At 74.1% G+C, this 17,002-nt stretch carries 15 protein-coding genes; 7 read left to right on the top strand and 8 right to left on the bottom strand.

The window, feature by feature from the left end:
* Positions 1–133 precede the first annotated feature (133 nt).
* A complete protein-coding gene (locus ACZ4XX_RS31135) occupies positions 134–661 on the bottom strand; it encodes a gamma carbonic anhydrase family protein (RefSeq protein WP_468511201.1) in 528 nt (175 codons plus the stop codon).
* A gap of 131 nt (positions 662–792) precedes the next feature.
* On the opposite strand from ACZ4XX_RS31135, the gene ACZ4XX_RS31130 reads away from it, so the two are divergent.
* A complete protein-coding gene (locus ACZ4XX_RS31130; RefSeq protein ID WP_468511200.1) occupies positions 793–1,539 on the top strand; it encodes an acyltransferase in 747 nt (248 codons plus the stop codon).
* A 55-nt stretch (positions 1,540–1,594) separates the two neighbouring features.
* On the opposite strand, the gene ACZ4XX_RS31125 is transcribed toward ACZ4XX_RS31130, so the two are convergent.
* Positions 1,595–2,458, bottom strand: coding sequence for an EamA family transporter (locus ACZ4XX_RS31125; protein WP_468511199.1), 864 nt, complete (start codon positions 2,456–2,458; stop codon positions 1,595–1,597).
* Between the two features lie 104 nt (positions 2,459–2,562).
* On the opposite strand from ACZ4XX_RS31125, the gene ACZ4XX_RS31120 reads away from it, so the two are divergent.
* Positions 2,563–3,135, top strand: coding sequence for a helix-turn-helix domain-containing protein (locus ACZ4XX_RS31120; RefSeq protein WP_468511198.1), 573 nt, complete (start codon positions 2,563–2,565; stop codon positions 3,133–3,135).
* A gap of 120 nt (positions 3,136–3,255) precedes the next feature.
* On the top strand, positions 3,256–3,819 hold the full coding sequence (locus ACZ4XX_RS31115) for a YbaK/EbsC family protein (protein WP_468511197.1): 564 nt from the start codon (positions 3,256–3,258) through the stop codon (positions 3,817–3,819).
* Between the two features lie 27 nt (positions 3,820–3,846).
* Here ACZ4XX_RS31115 and ACZ4XX_RS31110 read toward each other — a convergent pair whose 3' ends face one another.
* From ACZ4XX_RS31110 to ACZ4XX_RS31100, 3 genes are all read right to left on the bottom strand, one after another.
* Positions 3,847–4,287, bottom strand: coding sequence for a CoA-binding protein (locus ACZ4XX_RS31110; protein ID WP_468511196.1), 441 nt, complete (start codon positions 4,285–4,287; stop codon positions 3,847–3,849).
* A gap of 78 nt (positions 4,288–4,365) precedes the next feature.
* Positions 4,366–5,862 (bottom strand): carboxylesterase/lipase family protein, encoded by a 1,497-nt coding sequence (locus ACZ4XX_RS31105; RefSeq protein ID WP_468511195.1) that lies wholly within the window; start codon positions 5,860–5,862, stop codon positions 4,366–4,368.
* A gap of 67 nt (positions 5,863–5,929) precedes the next feature.
* Positions 5,930–7,417 carry a long-chain-fatty-acid--CoA ligase gene (locus ACZ4XX_RS31100; protein WP_468511194.1) on the bottom strand — a complete coding sequence of 496 codons (1,488 nt, stop codon included), beginning with the start codon at positions 7,415–7,417 and terminating at the stop codon, positions 5,930–5,932.
* Between the two features lie 186 nt (positions 7,418–7,603).
* Between ACZ4XX_RS31100 and ACZ4XX_RS31095 the strand changes: the two genes are divergently transcribed.
* From ACZ4XX_RS31095 to ACZ4XX_RS31080, 4 genes are all read left to right on the top strand, one after another.
* Positions 7,604–9,112, top strand: coding sequence for a PucR family transcriptional regulator (locus ACZ4XX_RS31095; RefSeq protein WP_468511193.1), 1,509 nt, complete (start codon positions 7,604–7,606; stop codon positions 9,110–9,112).
* 55 nt (positions 9,113–9,167) lie between these two features.
* Entirely contained in the window at positions 9,168–9,794 is a 627-nt protein-coding gene (locus ACZ4XX_RS31090) for a YigZ family protein (RefSeq protein WP_468511192.1), read from the top strand.
* Between the two features lie 178 nt (positions 9,795–9,972).
* Positions 9,973–11,151: an exonuclease SbcCD subunit D gene (locus ACZ4XX_RS31085; protein WP_468511191.1), complete on the top strand. Its 1,179-nt coding sequence runs from the start codon at positions 9,973–9,975 to the stop codon at positions 11,149–11,151.
* Positions 11,148–14,186, top strand: a complete 3,039-nt coding sequence (locus ACZ4XX_RS31080) for an AAA family ATPase (protein WP_468511190.1) — start codon at positions 11,148–11,150, stop codon at positions 14,184–14,186. Before ACZ4XX_RS31085 ends, ACZ4XX_RS31080 begins: the two co-directional genes overlap by 4 nt.
* Here ACZ4XX_RS31080 and ACZ4XX_RS31075 read toward each other — a convergent pair.
* The 3 genes from ACZ4XX_RS31075 to ACZ4XX_RS31065 form a co-directional block, all read right to left on the bottom strand.
* Positions 14,176–14,625, bottom strand: coding sequence for an Lrp/AsnC family transcriptional regulator (locus tag ACZ4XX_RS31075; RefSeq protein ID WP_468511189.1), 450 nt, complete (start codon positions 14,623–14,625; stop codon positions 14,176–14,178). The genes ACZ4XX_RS31080 and ACZ4XX_RS31075 overlap by 11 nt on opposite strands.
* Before the next feature lie 67 nt (positions 14,626–14,692).
* A complete protein-coding gene (locus tag ACZ4XX_RS31070) occupies positions 14,693–16,396 on the bottom strand; it encodes a DUF885 domain-containing protein (protein WP_468511188.1) in 1,704 nt (567 codons plus the stop codon).
* A 49-nt stretch (positions 16,397–16,445) separates the two neighbouring features.
* Complete coding sequence (locus ACZ4XX_RS31065; protein ID WP_030316610.1) at positions 16,446–16,943, bottom strand: Lrp/AsnC family transcriptional regulator; 498 nt, start codon at positions 16,941–16,943, stop codon at positions 16,446–16,448.
* Positions 16,944–17,002: the final 59 nt, after the last annotated feature.

Below are 17,002 nucleotides of genomic sequence, written 5' to 3'. Positions count from 1 at the left end.
GAGGGGGCGGGGGCCCAGGACCCGATCCGGGTGGGGGTCGCGGAGGGGGCCGGAAAAAACGGGGAGGGGGGGGGGGGGGGGAGGCACCCGGAGAGGGGTCCCCCCCTCCCTCACGTGCCGGACGTCGTACGGCTCACGCTCCGAAGGCCTCGGCGTGGCTCTTGGCGAGGTGCAGATACATCTCGGCGTTCAGCCGGATGCCCGCCTGCTCCTCCTCGGTCAGCGGACGGCGGACCTTCGCGGGGACGCCCGCGACGAGCGAGCCCGGCGGGACCTCCATCCCCTGCGGGACGAGGGCCTGTGCGGCGATCAGCGAACCGGCGCCGATCCGCGCGCCGTTGAGGACGGTCGCGCCCATGCCGACGAGCACGTCGTCCTCGATGACGCAGCCGTGCACCGTCGCGTTGTGGCCGACGGTCACGCGGTCCCCGATCGAGACGGGGAAGCCGGGGTCGACATGGACCGTGCAGTTGTCCTGGATGTTGGAGTCCTCGCCGATGGCGATGGGACCGCAGTCCGCGCGCAGCACCGCGTGGTACCAGATGCCGGAGCGGGCACCGAGTGTCACCTCGCCGAGCACCACGGAGGTCGGGGCGGTGAAGGCGGTCGGGTCGATCTGCGGCTCCTTGCCGCCCACACCCTTGATCAACGCCTCTGTCATGGTTCGCTCCTGATCGTCAGCCGTCATGTCACGCCCGGGGATGCCCCCGGCCGCAGCCTATGCCGTGCCCATGACGGACATCACAGTGCACTGCGGTGATCAGGCACGACGGTGCCGACTACGGTGTCCGGGTGCCCAGGAACAGAAACACGTTCTCGTCCCTTGCCGCCTGGCGGCGCCGGATGCTCAACCGTGCCGTGCAGGGCGGATGGCGCTGGGTGCAGGAGACCGGATCCGTCACGGCCGAGCACCCGGGGAAGCTGCGTTTCCGCCGGCTCGGCGCGGGCACCCGGCTCGCGTTCCCGCAGGGAACGGTCTTCGGTGAGCGGTGGATCGAGATCGGCGAGTGCTGCATCGTCGCCGAGCAGGTCACGCTGACGGCCGGGATGCTGCCGGGCCTCGACCTCGGGGCGGACACGGTGCTGACGCTCGGCGACGGCGTCGTCCTCGGCCGGGGCAGCCATGTGATCGCCGACGCGAAGGTGACCATCGGCTCGGACACGTACTGCGGTCCGTACGTCTACATCACCTCGACCAACCACAGTTACGACGACCCGGAGGAGCCGGTCGGCCGTCAGTGGCCCCGCTCGGAGCCCGTCACGATCGGCCCCGGCTGCTGGCTCGGCACCGGCTCCGTGATCCTGCCCGGTGCCCGCCTCGGCCGGAACGTGGTCGTCGCCGCGGGCGCGGTCGTACGCGGCGAGGTGCCCGACCACTCGGTGGTCGCGGGCGCCCCGGCCAAGGTCGTCCGCAGCTGGGACAAGGAGAAGGGCTGGCAGCCTCCGCTGCGGACCCCGGCGCCGGTCCCGATCCCCGACCATGTCACCTCGGAACAGCTTGCGGCGCTCGCGGCGTGGGAGGTCGAGCAGGCACGCTAGGTCCTGGCGTCGCAGGGCCGTGCTTCGGGCGACGACGGGAGTGTGACGACAGGGCCTAACCCGTCGCCAGCAGGACCGTGCCCACCAGGGCGAGGCCCGCGCCCGCCGCCTGGATCGCGCGGAGGCGTTCCTTGAGGACGCCGTAGGCGGCGAGGGCCGTGACCACCGGGTAGAGGCTGGCGAGGACGGCGGCGACCGTGACCGGCCCCTGCTGGGCGGCGATCGCGTACGTGCCGTTCGCCGCGACGTCGGCGAGGCCGACGAACGCGAGGGCCGGGAGGGCCGCGCGGATCACCTGGGGGCCGCCCTGGGGCAGGGCGCTGCCCCCGCGCTTCACCGAGGCGTAGAGGGCTCCGCCGCCCACCAGGACGTTGGTGACCCGCTGGACGAAGAGTGCCAGGAACAGGCCGGTCAGCGTCGTGGAGGCCTCGGCGATCAGTGCCATCACCGAGCCGAAGCCGAAGGCCGCGACCAGGGTGAGCAGGACCGCCTGGCGCTGGACGGGCGCACCGCGCAGCTCCGGTCCGCCGGCGAGCATCACGCCGAGGATCGCCACCCCGATCCCGGCGAACTGGACGAGCCCCGGCCGGTCGCCGACGAGCAGGCCGACCGAGACGGGGACGACGACACCCAGCGAGCCCAGCGGTGAGACCACGCCCATCGGGCCGAGCGCGAGCGCCTTGTAGAAGGCGAGCATGGCGGCCGGGCCGACGACGCCCGCCCCGACCGCGTACCAGAGCTGCGGTCCCGCCTCGGTCCACGCCCCGGTCGCCAGGACGACGGTGCCGAGGACGACGACCGCGAGCAGCTGGGAGACCACGACGACCGTGAGGGCGGGGATCCGCCGCGTCAGGAGCCCGCCGCCGAAGTCGGCGAGGCCCCACAGAAGGCTGGTGGCCAGGGCGAACAGGGCGGTCATGAGTCCTCGCAGTCGCGGACGGCAGTACAGTGCAGTGAACAATCGGGTGCACCCCACCGTAGTTCAGTCTATTGAACTCTGTCATCCAGAATATTGGACGGAATGTGTCGGACCTCGATCAGCTCACGCAGTCGCTCGCCCGGAACCTGAAGCGCTGGCGCAAGGAGCGGGGACTCACCCTGGACGCCCTCGCCGCACGGGCGGGCGTCAGCCGTGGCATGATCATCCAGATCGAACAGGCCCGGACGAACCCCAGCGTCGGCACCACCGTGAAGCTCGCCGACGCGCTCGGCGTCTCGATCACGACGCTGCTCGACTACGAGCAGGGCCCTCAGGTCCGGATCGTCCCGCCGGACCAGGCCGTGCGCATGTGGTCCACCTCCACCGGCAGCCACACCACCCTGCTCGTCGGCACCGAGGCCCGCGGCCCCCTGGAGCTGTGGTCCTGGACCCTCATGCCGGGCGACGGCAGCGCCTCCGACCCGCACCCCGACGGGACGGTCGAACTCCTCAGCGTCACCGCGGGGGTCCTCACCCTGGTCGTCGACGGCGAGGAACACCGCCTGCCGGCCGGCACCTCCGCCGTCTTCGAGGCCAACACGGGGCACGAGTACCGCAACGACGGCGACGAGCCGGCCGAGATGACGATGGCCGTCTCCATCCCGCCCGTACGCTGAAACGCCCGAAGGCCGACGGCGTACGCTCGAACGCCCGAAGGCCGACCGCCCCCGCTTCCGGCCGCCCGTACGCTGAGACGAGCGGCCGCGCCCCGCGCGGTCGTTGTCAGCGTGAGGCGTATGCGCGCACCCATCGGAACCTTCGACGACGCCCGGCCCGCCCCCGACTGCCTGGACCTGCTGACCGGCCCCGTCGCCGCCGCCGTCCGGGCCTGGACCGGGCCCGTCCCCGCCGATCGGCTGCTGTACGTGGACACCGACCCGGCCATCGCCGACACCGCGGTCTTCGTCGAGCACCACGGGCCCGCGCTGCTCGACGCGTCCGCGAACTGCGTCGTCGTCGCGGGCAGGCGCGGCGAGACGGCGACCCTGGCCGCGTGCGTCGTGAAGTCGGCGACCCGGGTCGACGTCAACGGGGTCGTCCGCAAGCATCTCGGCGCCCGCAAGGCCTCGTTCGCGCCGATGGACACGGCGACCGGCGAGACGGGCATGGAGTACGGCGGCATCACCCCCATCGGCCTCCCGGCCGACTGGCCCCTCCTCGTGGACGCTGCCGTGGTGGACACCGAGTGGGTCCTGGTCGGCAGCGGCCGCAGGCGCGGCAAGCTGATCCTGCCCGGGAAGGCCTTCGCCCAGCTCCCGGGCGCCGTCGTCCTGGAGGGGCTCGGCGTCCCCGTCGCCTGAGCCCCTCCCACGACCCCTCCGGGGGTCTCAGCCCAGGCGCGGGATCTCGATCGCGGGGCAGCGGTCCATGACCATGTCGAGGCCCGCCGCCCGGGTGCGGGCGAAGGCGGCCTCGTCGATGACGTCCAGCTGGAACCAGACCGCCTTCGCACCGATCGCGACCGCCTCGTCGGCGATCCCGCCCGCCTGCTCGCTGTTCACGAAGACGTCGACGACATCGACCGGGAACGGGATGTCGGCGAGGGACGCGTACCCCTGCTCGCCGTGGACGGTCTCCGCCTTCGGGTGGACCGGTACGATCCGCTTCCCGTAGCGCTGGAGGACGGCCGCCACGCCGTACGCGGCCCGTCGTGTGTTCGTGGAGAGGCCGACCACCGCCCAGGTGTCGCCGGTCGACGTGAGGATGCGCCGTACCGTCTCCTCCGCGGAGTAGCCGGTCGGGTCGGCGGACGTGGTCTCGACGCTCATCGCGCGCGCTGCCTCTCTTCGATGGGGCCGTCACCCTCGTCAACCGGCCACCACCTGACCTGATTCCCGCCGTCGGCCTCAGACGTCCCAGGCGCGCCGTTCGGCCTCACGCGGGGCCTCGACCAGGGAGGGGGGGAGGCCCGGGCCGAAGGTCATCACCGGGCGGGTCGGATCCCACTCGCGCCAGCCCGGGTCGCCGGTCGCGGCGAAGGACACCCAGGCCGCGTGCATCGCCGCCGCCAGGTCGCGGGGCGCGTCCGGGCCCGTCAGGGCTCGGGTCTCCGGCAGGTCGAGGGTGTCGAAGACGAAGCCGAGCTCCAGTGCGTGACAGGCGCGGAGGTCGAGGACGGGGGAGGGCCAGCCGAACTCGTACATGTACGTCGCGGCGGCCCCGCCGGTGTTCAGCCGGGCGTCCGCGAACATGTTCAGCGGCATCCACAGCAGCTTGTCCGCCGCGAGCACGCCCAGGACCTCGCCCGGCTTCTCCTGCGGCCGGCCCGCGCGGTACACCTTCGCCACATTCGGCGATATCCGCCCCTTCCGGAGCAGGAGCCGCTGCCCCAAGGACCCCACCTTCTCGGTGTGTCCGCCCGGCACGAACCACAGCCGGTACTCGTCCGTGTTCGTCCCCATCAGCAGCTCCACGTCCGCCGAGGCGCCGTCGACGAGCAGGTCCCCCGGGTGGTCCGGCAGGACGTCGCCGTCCACGGCGATGTGGAAGGCGTGGCCGCTGAGCACCGGACTGCCCTTGCCCGTCACCGCGGTCTGCGCCGCGAGCAGCCGCTCCGGGTCCACCCGGGCGAACGCCTCCGCCGTCGCCGGCACCTTGAGCCGTGCGGCCATCGCCTCCGTGGTCCTCCGTGCGGCGTCGAGCGACCGGGCGCTCGGCGCCCCGCTCTGCATCACGGCCCGCCGGAACAGGCCCTTCGCGAGAGGCGAGGCCATCAGGGCGGCGATCGAGATCGCCCCCGCGGACTCGCCGAAGACGGTGACCCGGTCGGGGTCTCCGCCGAAGGCCGCGATGTTCTCCCGTACCCAGGTCAGTGCGGCGATCTGGTCACGCAGGCCGAGGTTGGTCGGCGCGTCGGGGAAGACCCCGAAACCCTCGATGCCGAGCCGGTAGTTGAGGGAGACGAGGACCACGCCGTCCCGGGCGAACGCGGTGCCGTCGTAGACGGGGACCGCCGAGGAGCCGTGTTTCAGCGACCCGCCGTGGATCCAGACCATGACGGGGCGCCCGCCCTCGTCGGGGCCCTCCTGGGAAGCCGGCCACGGCGCCCAGACGTTGAGGTTGAGGCAGTCGTCGCCCGCCACCTCGGGGTCGGGGAGCAGGGCGTCGAGCGGCGGGGCGTACGGGCGCTTGGGTGCCGTCGGCCCGAAGGCGGTGGCCTCCCGTACCCCGTCCCAGGCCTCCGCCGGCTCCGGTGCGCGGAACCGCAGCGCCCCGACGGGGGCCTGCGCGTAGGGGACTCCGAGGAAGGACGCCACGCCGTCCTTCAGAGCGCCGCGCAGAACGCCGTTCCTCGTGCGGGCCCCGGGGCCGTTCGGGACGTGTTCCGCGATGTACTCCGACATCGATTCACCTTTCCTCCGTCGACGGTGACGCACCGCCCCGATCATGCGGGCGGGGCAGGGCCCGCGGTCAACCCCCGGACGCCAGAGCCCTCTTGAGGACCTTGCCGGTCGGACCGAGCGGCAGCTCCTCGACGAAACGCACGATCCGGGGGTACTTGTGGCGGCCGAGCCGCTCCCGCGACCAGTCGACCAGCTCGTCCTCGGAGAGCGGGGCGGCGCCCTCCCGGCGCACCACCACCGCGCAGACCTCCTCGCCCTTCGCGTCGTCGGGGACGCCGATCACCGCGACCTCCGAGATGCCGGGGTGGCGCACGAGCACCTCCTCGACCTCGCGCGGGTAGATGTTGAAGCCGCCGCGGATGACCAGGTCCTTCTTGCGGTCCACGATCCGCAGGAAGCCGTCCTCGTCCCGTACGCCCAGGTCGCCCGTGCGGAACCAGCCGTCCACGACCGCCGCCGCGGTCGCCGCCGGATCGTCGAGGTAGCCCGCGAAGACGTTGTGCCCGCGGACCACGACCTCCCCGATCCCGCCGTCCGCGAGGAGCAGGATCTCGCCGTCCACGGCCGCGTCCGCGATGCCGACCTCCACACCCCAGACCGGGTGCCCGACCGTGCCGGGCCTGCGGCCGATGTGCGGCTGGTTGAAGGTCGCGACCGGTGACGTCTCCGTCAGGCCGTACCCCTCGAGGACCTGCGTACGGAAGGTCTCCTCGAAGCGCTCCAGGACGGCGACCGGCAGCGCGGCGCCGCCCGACACGGCGGCGCGCAGGGCCTCCGGCCGTACGTCGGAACCGGCCGCCGCCTCCACCAGGGCGTGGTACATCGTCGGGACGCCCATGAAGACCGTCACGCCCTCGTCGGCCAGCACCCGCAGGGCGGCCGGGCCGCTGAACCGGGGCATCAGCACCAGTGTCGCGCCCTGCCGGAGCGTCCCGTTCATCGCGCAGGTCTGGCCGTAGCTGTGGAAGAGCGGCAGACAGCCGAGGACCACGTCGCCCGCGCCGAGCCCGAGCAGGTCCTGCGAGGTCACCGAGGCGTTCATGACGATGTTGAGATGGGTGAGCAGGGCCCCCTTCGGGCGGCCCGTCGTACCGCTCGTGTAGAGGATCACCGCGGTGTCCGAGGGTTCCGCCGGCTCGGCTGCGGCCAGCGGCCGCGCCGTCGAGGGCGCCCCCTGGAAGGCGCGTACGCCGGCGGCGCGCGCCGCCTCGTCGGCCACCGCCCACAGCGGCCCGCCGCTGACGATGCCCACCGCGCCGCTGTGCTCCAGGACGTACCGCACCTCGTCGGCGACGAGCAGCGCGTGCACCGGGACGACCGTCGCGCCGGCGGCGAGCGCGCCGTAGTACACCCGCAGGAACTCGATCGTGTTCGGCAGCAGTACGGCCAGCCGGTCGCCCGGCTTCACTCCGGCCTCGCGGAGCCCGGCGGCGCAGCGCAGCGCCTCCGTCCACAGCTCGCCGTAGGTGAGCCGGGTCGCGCCCTCCACGACCGCGATCCGGTCGGGGAAGTGGCGGGCGGACTCGCCGAGGACGCCGGCGACGCTCAGTGACATGGCACGCTCCAGGTACGCGGAGTCAACAGCTCTGTTGACGATCGGTGACACGGCACAGAATCCGCCGCGACCCCGCCCGGACGCCATGTGCAGGTGCCCACCATGTGACCCGCGAAGCTGGGCAGTGGCCCCGCCGTCCGGCCTCACCCGTGGCATTCGCCAAATCCCGGCGCTACGGTGCGAGCCATGACGCACAGCTCCGCCGCACCCGGAGAGCCCCCGGGGTCGCGCCCCGGCACAAGCCGCACCACGCCGGCGCGCGCGGGCGGCTCCGGCGCACCCGCGACGGGCTCCGGCGGACCGCGTCCGCCGCTTCCTCCCGCCGGTTCCGGTTCCGGCGGTGCCCACGTCGGCCCGGCCGGGTCCGGCTCTCGCCCCGGTGGATCCCACACGCCCCTGAGCGGCTCCGGTGGCTCCGGCGCGCTGCGCCGTGCGCTCGCCACGGCGATGCTCGCCGACCTCGACCGGCTCACCGACCGCGCCGTCGACGACATCCGGGCCCACTCCGGTACGTACGCCTCCGGTGCGCCCGTCACCCGCGAGGACCTCTGGGAGATCTGCCGCGACAACCTGCTGCGCGCCCTGGAGGACTTCGGCGGGCTCGCCGCGACCGGCGGCGACTTCGAATGGGCGGCCCGCGAGACCGGCCGCCGCCGCGCCGAGCAGGGGGTGCCGCTCGACACCGTGCTCCAGGCCTACCGGCGCGGCGGCCGCGTCCTCTGGCAGGTCATGGCCGAGTACCTCCGCATCAGGGCCGGACGGGATTCCGACAGCCGGGACGTGGAGCTCGACATGGCGAGCGGCGTCTGGGAGACCATCGACCGCTACTCGGTCGCGATGGCCGACGCGTACCGGATCGCCCAGCTGGAACTCCAGAGCCGCCAGGACACCCGGCGCGTCGCCCTCTTCGAGGCGCTGCTCGACGGGCGGGCCGACGACCCGGCCGTCGCCTCGGCCGCCGCGGCCGCGCTCGGCGTCCCCGCGGTCGACCGGTACGTCGTCGTGGTCGCCGCCCAGGACCCGGCCGCCCCGCCGCACCCCTCGCCGGTCCTGGAGGACCAGGGCATGTGGTCGTACTGGCGGCCCCGCTCCGGCCGGTACGCCGGGATCGTCCGGCTGCCCCGGCGCGACGCGCCCGCAGGGCGGGCAGCGGCGACCGCCCCGCTCGGCGGCACCGACCCGGCCACGCGCGCGCTCCTCGCGGCCCTGCGCGAGCGGACCGGGGCGACCGCCGGCGTCTCGCCGGAGTTCGACCGCCTCTCCCAGGCGGGCCGGGCCCTGCGGCTCGCCGAACAGACCCTCCGTACCCTCCCCGCCGGCAGCGGTGAGGTCGGTGTCTTCGACGACCGGCTCGCCCAGGTGCTGCTCAGCGGACGCACCGACATCGCCGAGCGGATCGTCACCGTCCACCTCGGCCCGGTGCTCGCCACCGGCGGCGAGCGGGCCGCGCTCCTCACGACCCTGCGTGCCTGGCTCGACCACGGCTGCTCGGCCTCGCGGGCCGCCGACCAGCTCTACTGCCATCGCAACACCGTCCTCAACCGCATCGGCCGCATCTCCGAGCTCACCGGCCGCTCCAGCGAGTCGGGCGAGGCCCGACTCGGCTGGGCACTCGCCCTGCGTGCCCTGCCGTACGCCGGTCTCGCGACCCCGCCCGAACCGGCCGCGGGGGAGCGCGAGCCGGAGGCGATGTAGCGGGCCGCCGCGACCGCCGGAGTGGGGCGGCGGCCACGGAACGTAGGCTGGCCGGATGCAGGAGCAGTACGTCACCCTGGCCCGCGAGGGTGTCCACGAGACCGAGATCAACCGCTCGCGCTTCCTCTGCGCGCTCGCACCCGTCGCCGACGAGCGGGAGGCGCAGGAGTTCGTCGCGCGCATCCGCAAGGAGCACCCGACCGCCAGCCACAACTGCTTCGCGTACGTCCTCGGCGCCGACGCCTCCGTCCAGAAGGCGAGCGACGACGGCGAGCCCGGCGGCACGGCCGGGGTCCCGATGCTGCAGATGCTCCTGCGCCGCGAGATGCGGTACGTCGTCGCCGTCGTCACCCGCTACTACGGCGGCGTGAAGCTCGGCGCGGGCGGCCTCATCCGCGCCTACGGCGGGGCGGTAGGCGAGGCACTCGACACGCTCGGGACGGTGACCCGGCAGCGCTTCCGGCTGGCCACCGTCACCGTCGACCACCAGCGCGCGGGCAAGCTGGAGAACGACCTGCGGGCGACCGGGCGCGCCGTCCGTGACGTGCGCTACACCGACACCGTCACCATCGAGATCGGCCTCCCGGACGCGGACGTCCCCGCCTTCCGCGCCTGGCTCGCGGACGCCACGGCGGGCACGGCCTCCTTCGAACCGGGCGGCGAGGCGTACGGGGACGCGTGAACCGTGGCGGAGGCCTGCAGCCGCGCGGTTCGAAGCGGTACGGGCGGGGCCTGACCGGCACCCTCCGACGGTGGAGCCGTAAGGCCCCGACCACACCCCCCGGCGGGATAGCGTGGTGGGCGCACACGTACGGGAACCAGCGGCGAGGAGCGGCGCACATGCGGGGTGGGACGGCATCGTGAGGCTCCTGCACACCTCGGACTGGCATCTCGGCCGGTCCTTCCACCGCGTCGGACTCCTCGACGCCCAGGCCGCCTTCCTCGACCATCTCGTGGCGACCGTCCACACGTACGAGGTCGACGCCGTCCTCGTCGCCGGTGACGTCTACGACCGGGCGGTGCCCCCGCTGCCCGCCGTCGAGCTGTTCGACACCGCGCTGCACCGTCTCGCCGAGGCCGGCGTGCCCACGGTCATGATCTCCGGCAACCACGACTCGGCCCGCCGCCTCGGCGTCGGCGCCGGACTCATGGAGCGCGCCGGTATCCATCTCCGTACCGACCCGGCCGGCATCGGCACCCCCGTCGTCCTCACCGACACCCACGGCGACGTCGCGCTCTACGGCCTTCCCTACCTCGAACCGGCCCTCGTCCGGGAACGGCTCGGCGCCGAGAAGGCAGGGCACGAGGCCGTGCTCGCCGCCGCCATGGACCGGGTCCGCGCCGACCTCGCGGCGCGGCCCGCCGGCACCCGTTCCGTCGTCCTCGCCCACGCCTTCGTCGCGGGCGGCGCGCCCAGCGACAGCGAGCGGGACATCACCGTCGGCGGCGTCGCGGCCGTTCCCACCGGGATCTTCGACGGCGTCGACTACGTCGCCCTCGGCCACCTCCACGGCAGCCAGACCGTCACCCCGCGCGTCCGGTACTCCGGCTCCCCCCTCGCGTACTCCTTCTCCGAGGCCGACCACCGCAAGACCATGTGGCTCGTCGACCTGGGCCCGAGCACCCCCGACGGGGCGATCACCGGCGCCGAGCGGCTCGACTGCCCCGTCCCGCGCCCCCTCGCGCGGCTCCGCGGACGGCTCGACGACCTCCTCGCCGACCCGGCGCACGCCCGCCACGAAGGGTCCTGGGTCGAGGCCACGCTCACCGACCCCGCGCGCCCCGCCGAGCCGATGGCCCGGCTCGCCGCGCGCTTCCCGCACACCCTGAACCTGGTCTTCGACCCCGAGCGGACGGGCGACGACCCCGGCCCCTCCTACGCCCGGCGGCTCAGGGACCGCACCGACCAGCAGATCGCGGAGGACTTCGTGGCCCATGTGCGCGGCGGCTCCGCCCTCGACGGCGCCGAGCGGGCGGTCCTCCACGGCGCCTTCGACGACGTACGGGTCGACACCGCCGAGCGCGAGGTGGGCCGGTGAGGCTGCACCGTCTGGAGATCACCGCGTTCGGCCCCTTCGGCGGCACGCAGACCGTCGACTTCGACGCCCTCTCCGCCGCCGGGCTCTTCCTCCTCCACGGACCGACCGGCGCGGGCAAGACCTCCGTCCTCGACGCCGTCTGCTTCGCCCTCTACGGGAGCGTGCCCGGCGTCCGGCAGACCCCCGGCGCGACGCTGCGCAGCGACCACGCCCCCGTGGGCGCCTCCACCGAGGTCGTCCTCGAACTGACCGTGGGGGAGCGGCGCCTGGAGATCACCCGGCGCCCGGCCCAGCAGCGCCCCAAGAAGCGCGGCGGCGGTTTCACCACCGAGAAGGCCCAGACCTGGCTGCGCGAGTACGACCCCGCCACGCGCGAGTGGAACGGTCTGAGCCGCTCCCACCAGGAGACAGGGGAGGAGATCACCCAGCTCGTCGGCATGAGCCGTGAGCAGTTCTGCCAGGTCGTGCTCCTCCCGCAGGGTGACTTCGCCCGCTTCCTGCGCGCCGACGCCGAGGCCCGCGGCAAGCTCCTCGGCCGGCTCTTCGACACCCGCCGCTTCGCCGCCGTCGAGGAGCGCCTCGCCGAACTGCGGCGCGTCGCACAGCAGCAGGTCGAGGAGGGCGACGAGCGGCTCCTCGCCCTCGCCCACCGGATGGGGCAGGCCGCCGGGGGACTCGCCGTCGCCCGTAACGCCGTCGACGGGCGGCCCGGCGACCCCGGCGTCGCCGAGGCCGTCCTCACCTGGGCCGCCGTCGCCCGTACGGAGGCCCGCGAGGCAGTCGACATCGCGCGCGTACGACTCGACGCGGCCGAGGCCCGGCAGAGCGCGGCGCGCGCCGCGCTCGACGCGGAGAACGACCTGGCCGCCCGCCAGGCCCGGCACGCCGACGCGCTGCTCCGCCACGAGCGGCTCACCGCCCACGCCCCCGAGCGGGACCGACTCCAGGCCGCCCTCGACCGCAGCCTGAAGGCCGACCGGGTGGCCCCCGCGCTCGGACTGCGCCAGGACGCCGAGCGCGAGCACACCACCGCGCACGCCGCCCGCGCACGCTCCCGCGCCCAGCTGCCCGACACCCTCGCCGACGCCGGGGCCGAGCAGCTCTCCGCCCTCGAACACCGGCTGCGCGAGGAACTCGGCGGCCTGGAAGCCGCCCGCCGTGCCGAGCGCCGCGCCACCACGATCGCCGACGAACGCGCCGCACTCGCGCGCGAGGCACGCGCCGACGACGACGTCCTCCGTGACGCCGCCGACTGGCTGGCCGGCTGGGAACCGCGCCGCGCCCGCCTCAGCGAGCACGTCGAGGCCGCCCGCGACGCCGCCGCCCGTGCCGAGCACCTCGCCGGACGCCTCGAACCCGCCCGCCGCCGGCGCGACGCGGGCCGCCGCCGTGACGCCCTCGCCGAGGACACCCGGGCGGCGGAGGCACGCCTCGCGGACGCCCGGGAGCGCCGGAACACCGCCCACGAGAGCTGGCTCGACGTCAAGTCCCGCCGCCTGGAGGGCATCGCCGCCGAGCTCGCGGTCACCCTCGGGCCGGGCGACCCCTGCCAGGTCTGCGGCTCCACCGCCCACCCGGCCCCCGCCCGCACCACCGCCGACCACGTCGACCGCGCCACCGAGGACGCCGCCTACGCCGCCTACACCGGCGCAGAGGAGACCCGTACGGCCGCCGAGCGCGCGCTCGCCGTCACCCGTGAATCCTGGTCCACGGCCCGCGCGGAGGTCCAGGCGGGCGCCCCGGCCGGGGCACCCGAGCCCTCCGTCCGCGAACTCGCGCATGAAGTCGAGGAGTTGACCGGACTTCACGCCGAAGCGCACGCCCTCGCCGGACAGACCCACAGCGCACGGGAGACGCTCGCGCGGGCCGAGCGCGAGTACGAGGAGCGGGTCGCCGCGCAGCGGGAGGCCGAGCGGCGGGTCGCGGCGCGCACCTCGCGGCGCGAGGCACTGGACCGCGAACAGCTCGCCCTCGACGAGGAACTCGCCAGAGGACGCGGCGCGTTCGCCACCGTGGCCGAACACGCCACCCGCCTGGAGCGGCGGATCGCCCTCCTGGTCGACGCCACCGGCACCGTACGGGCCGCCGAACTCGCCGCCCAGCGCCTCAAGGAGGCCGACGACCGCCTCGCCGACGCGGCCTACCGCGCGGGCTTCGCCACCCCGGCCGAGGCCGCCGCCGCGCTCCTGCGCGAGGGCGAGCGCCGCAACCACCAGCAGCGCGTGGACGCCTGGCAGGCCGAGGCCGCCGCCGTCGCGGACCGGCTCGCCGAGCCCGGCACCGCGGCCGCCGCCGCCCTGCCGCCCGCCGACCCCGCGGCGGCGGGCGCCGCCCACACCGCGGCCGAACGCGCCCTCCGCGAGGCCGACTCGGTCCTGACCGCCGCCCGCGAACGGGCCACCGGCCTGGCCGGCCTCTCCCGGCAGGCCCTCACCGAGGTCCGCCGCCTCGGCCCGCTCCGCGAGGAGTACGACCGGGTGGCCCGCCTCGCCGCCCTCACGGCCGGCACCTCGGCCGAGAACGAGCGCCGGATGCGCCTGGAGTCGTACGTCCTCGCCGCCCGCCTCGAACAGGTCGCGGCCGCCGCGACCGCCCGGCTCCAGCGGATGTCCTCCGGCCGCTACACGCTGGTCCACTCCGACGCACGCTCCGGCGGCAAGCGGGCCGGCCTCGGTCTGCACGTCGTCGACGCCTGGACCGGCAACGAGCGCGACACCGCCACGCTCTCCGGCGGCGAGACCTTCTTCGCCTCCCTCGCGCTCGCCCTCGGCCTCGCCGATGTCGTCACGGACGAGGCGGGCGGCGTACGGCTCGACACCCTCTTCATCGACGAGGGCTTCGGCAGCCTCGACGAGCAGACCCTCGACGAGGTCCTCGACGTCCTGGACTCGCTGCGTGAGCGCGACCGCAGCGTCGGCATCGTCAGCCACGTCGGCGATCTGCGCCGCCGGATCCCGGCCCAGCTGGAGGTCGTCAAGGCGCGGCACGGCTCGGCCGTACGGCTGCGCACCGGAGGGGACGCGCTCAGCGGCTGAGCGAACGCCTCGGCAGCGGCGAGGAGTAGACCACGCTGGTGGTCACCGAGCCGAGCGTGGAGATCTTCCCCGTGATCTCCTCCAGATGCCGCATGGACCGCGCGGCGACCTTGAGGACGAAGCAGTCGTCGCCGGTGACGTGATGCGCCTCAAGGACCTCCGGCGTGGTGCCGAGCAGATCGTGGAACGGCTTGTAGTTGCCGTGCGGGTAGCGGAGCCGTACGAACGCCAGGATCGGCAGCCCGAGCCGGTCCTGGTCGACGATCGCCGTATACCCGGAGATCACCCCGGCCTCCTCCAGGCGCCGCACCCGCTCGGTCACCGCGGACGGCGACATCGACACCGTACGGGCGAGCTCGGCGAAGCTGGCGCGGCCCTCCGCCTGGAGGGCTTCGAGGATCCGCCAGTCGGTGGCATCGGGGGTGTACTCGGAGGTCATGTACGAGAGATAGCAGGGGATTCCCCGGCCGATCAAGCGATCGACCGGGGATCTCAGTGCTCGGTCGTCACAGCCGCGACAGCTCGTCGACCAGGTCGTCGAGGCCCAGCGGACCCTGCGAGAGGGCAGCCATGTGCCAGGCCTTCGCGTCGAACGCGTCACCGTGCGCCGCCCGCGCGTTGGCGCGGCCGAGCAGCCAGGCGCGCTCGCCCAGCTTGTAGCCGATGGCCTGGCCCGGCATCGACAGATAGCGGGTCAGCTCGCTCTCCACGAACGACGGCGGGCGGCTGCTGTGCCGCTGGAAGAACTCCTGCGCCAGCTCGGGCGTCCACCGCTCGCCCGGGTGGAACGGCGATTCCGCCGGGATCTCCAGACCCAGGTGCATCCCGATGTCCACGATGACCCGGCACGCGCGCATCATCTGCCCGTCGAGATAGCCGAGGCGCCGCTCCGCGTCGGGCAGGAAGCCGAGTTCGTCCATCAGGCGCTCCGCGTAGAGCGCCCAGCCCTCGCAGTTGGCGCTGACCTTCCCGATGGTCGCCTGGTAGCGGGAGAGCCGGTCGGCGACGTGCACCCACTGGGCGAGCTGGAGGTGATGGCCGGGCACGCCCTCGTGGTACCAGGTCGACACCAGGTCGTACACCGGGAAGCGCGTCGTGCCGTCCACCGGGAGCCAGGTGCGGCCGGGCCGGGAGAAGTCCTCGGACGGGCCGGTGTAGTACGGCGCCGCCGCACCGCCCGCCGGGGCGATGCGGGACTCCACCCGCCGTACCCGCTCCGCGAGTTCGAAGTGGGTGCCGTCGAGCGCCTCGATCGCCTCGTCCATCAGCTGCTGGAGCCAGACCCGGACCTCGTCGACCCCTTCGACGTGGGTGCCGTGCTCGTCGAGGTGGGCGAGCGCCTCCCAGGGGCCGGCGCCCGGCAGGATCCGTTCGGCCTCGGTCCGCATCTCGCCGAGCAGCCGGTGGTACTCGGTCCAGCCGTACGCGTACGCCTGGTCGAGGTCCAGGTCGGTGCCGTTGAAGTAGCGGGTCCAGCGCTGGTAGCGCTCGCGGCCCACCGTGTCCGGGGCGTCGGCGACGGCCGGGGCGTACACGTCCCGCATCCAGTCCCGCAGGGCCGTGACGGCCTCGGTGGCGCCCCGGCCCGCCTTCGCGAGCCCGGCCCGCAGGTCCTCGGGCAGGGCGTCGGGGGCCGCGGCGGCGAACTCCTCGAACCAGCCCGGCCTTCCGCCGTCCGCGCCCGCCCACTCGGTGAGCTGGTCGACGAAGGTGGCGGTGGGGCGCGGCCCGCCGAGGAGCTTGCGCTCGAGACCGAGCGCGAGCGAGGAACGGTAGCCCTCGAGTGCGGCCGGGACCGCGCGCAGCCGGGCGGCGACCGCGGCCCAGTCCTCCTCGGTCTCCGTCGGCATCACGGTGAAGACGATCCGGACGCTGTGCGCCGGCGACCGCATGTTGCTGACCGTGCAGAGGCCCTCCTCGGCCTCGAACATGGCGAGTTCCGCCGTCAGGCGCTCCCGCAGCAGACGGGCGCACCGCTGCTCCGCCTCGCTCTCCGCGCCCTCGACGCGCTCCGCCGCGTCGAGCCGGGCGAGCGTACGGCGGGCGAGGTCGGCCACGGCCCGCTGGCCGGCCGGCGAGAAGTCGGGCAGCAGTCCGGCGCTCTCCTTGACTCCCAGGTACGTACCGGTGATCGGGTCGAGGGCGATGAGTGCGTCGACGTGATCGTCGGCGACCTGGCGGGGCAGCGGGCTGCTGGAAGTCTCTGGCATGGGGGCCATCCTGGCGCCTCCGGCGGGCCCGCGTCACCCTCGTCGGGGCTCAGTCGGCTGACAAGGAGGGGCTCGAAGCGGGCGGCAGAAGTGGGCCGCACTCCCACTCCTGGAAGATCAGCCGGGTCTCGACGCGGGCCACCTCACGGCGCGACGTGAACTCGTCGAGGACGAGTCGTTGCAGGTCGGCAGGGTCCGCCACAGCCACGTGCACCAGGTAGTCGTCGGGTCCCGTCAGATGGAACAGCGCCCGGGACTCGGGGAGGGCCCGGATCCGGTCGACGAACGGACCGATCAGTTCCCGCCGGTGCGGCCGGACCTGGACGAGAAGGAGCGCTTCAAGCCCTCGCCCGAGTTTGGCCGGATCCAGTCGTAGCTGGTGTCCGAGGATCACGCCTGTGCGGCGAAGTCGCGCCACCCGGTCCAGGCAGGTGGACGGTGCCACTCCGACCTCGGCGGCGAGTTCGCGGTAGGTGGTCCGGGCGTCGTTCTGCAGGAGGCGAAGAATGTGCAGATCGACCGCGTCCAGTACGACAGAATCGGCCATCTGGCGAACGTAGCACGGCGATTTCCCGCTACTTCCCGGTATCCGTTCACAGTGCCGCC

Source organism: Streptomyces sp. NPDC029956 (genome assembly GCF_055574655.1).
This window is presented reverse-complemented; position numbering and strand designations above follow the sequence as displayed.

Coding starts and splice junctions, on each gene's coding strand:
- ACZ4XX_RS31065 (WP_030316610.1), bottom strand. CDS start 16,943: ATGGCCGATTCTGTCGTACTGGACGCGGTCGATCTGCACATTCTTCGC.
- ACZ4XX_RS31090 (WP_468511192.1), top strand. CDS start 9,168: ATGCAGGAGCAGTACGTCACCCTGGCCCGCGAGGGTGTCCACGAGACC.
- ACZ4XX_RS31125 (WP_468511199.1), bottom strand. CDS start 2,458: ATGACCGCCCTGTTCGCCCTGGCCACCAGCCTTCTGTGGGGCCTCGCC.
- ACZ4XX_RS31105 (WP_468511195.1), bottom strand. CDS start 5,862: ATGTCGGAGTACATCGCGGAACACGTCCCGAACGGCCCCGGGGCCCGC.
- ACZ4XX_RS31135 (WP_468511201.1), bottom strand. CDS start 661: ATGACAGAGGCGTTGATCAAGGGTGTGGGCGGCAAGGAGCCGCAGATC.
- ACZ4XX_RS31115 (WP_468511197.1), top strand. CDS start 3,256: ATGCGCGCACCCATCGGAACCTTCGACGACGCCCGGCCCGCCCCCGAC.
- ACZ4XX_RS31070 (WP_468511188.1), bottom strand. CDS start 16,396: ATGCCAGAGACTTCCAGCAGCCCGCTGCCCCGCCAGGTCGCCGACGAT.
- ACZ4XX_RS31100 (WP_468511194.1), bottom strand. CDS start 7,417: ATGTCACTGAGCGTCGCCGGCGTCCTCGGCGAGTCCGCCCGCCACTTC.
- ACZ4XX_RS31075 (WP_468511189.1), bottom strand. CDS start 14,625: ATGACCTCCGAGTACACCCCCGATGCCACCGACTGGCGGATCCTCGAA.
- ACZ4XX_RS31110 (WP_468511196.1), bottom strand. CDS start 4,287: ATGAGCGTCGAGACCACGTCCGCCGACCCGACCGGCTACTCCGCGGAG.
- ACZ4XX_RS31095 (WP_468511193.1), top strand. CDS start 7,604: ATGACGCACAGCTCCGCCGCACCCGGAGAGCCCCCGGGGTCGCGCCCC.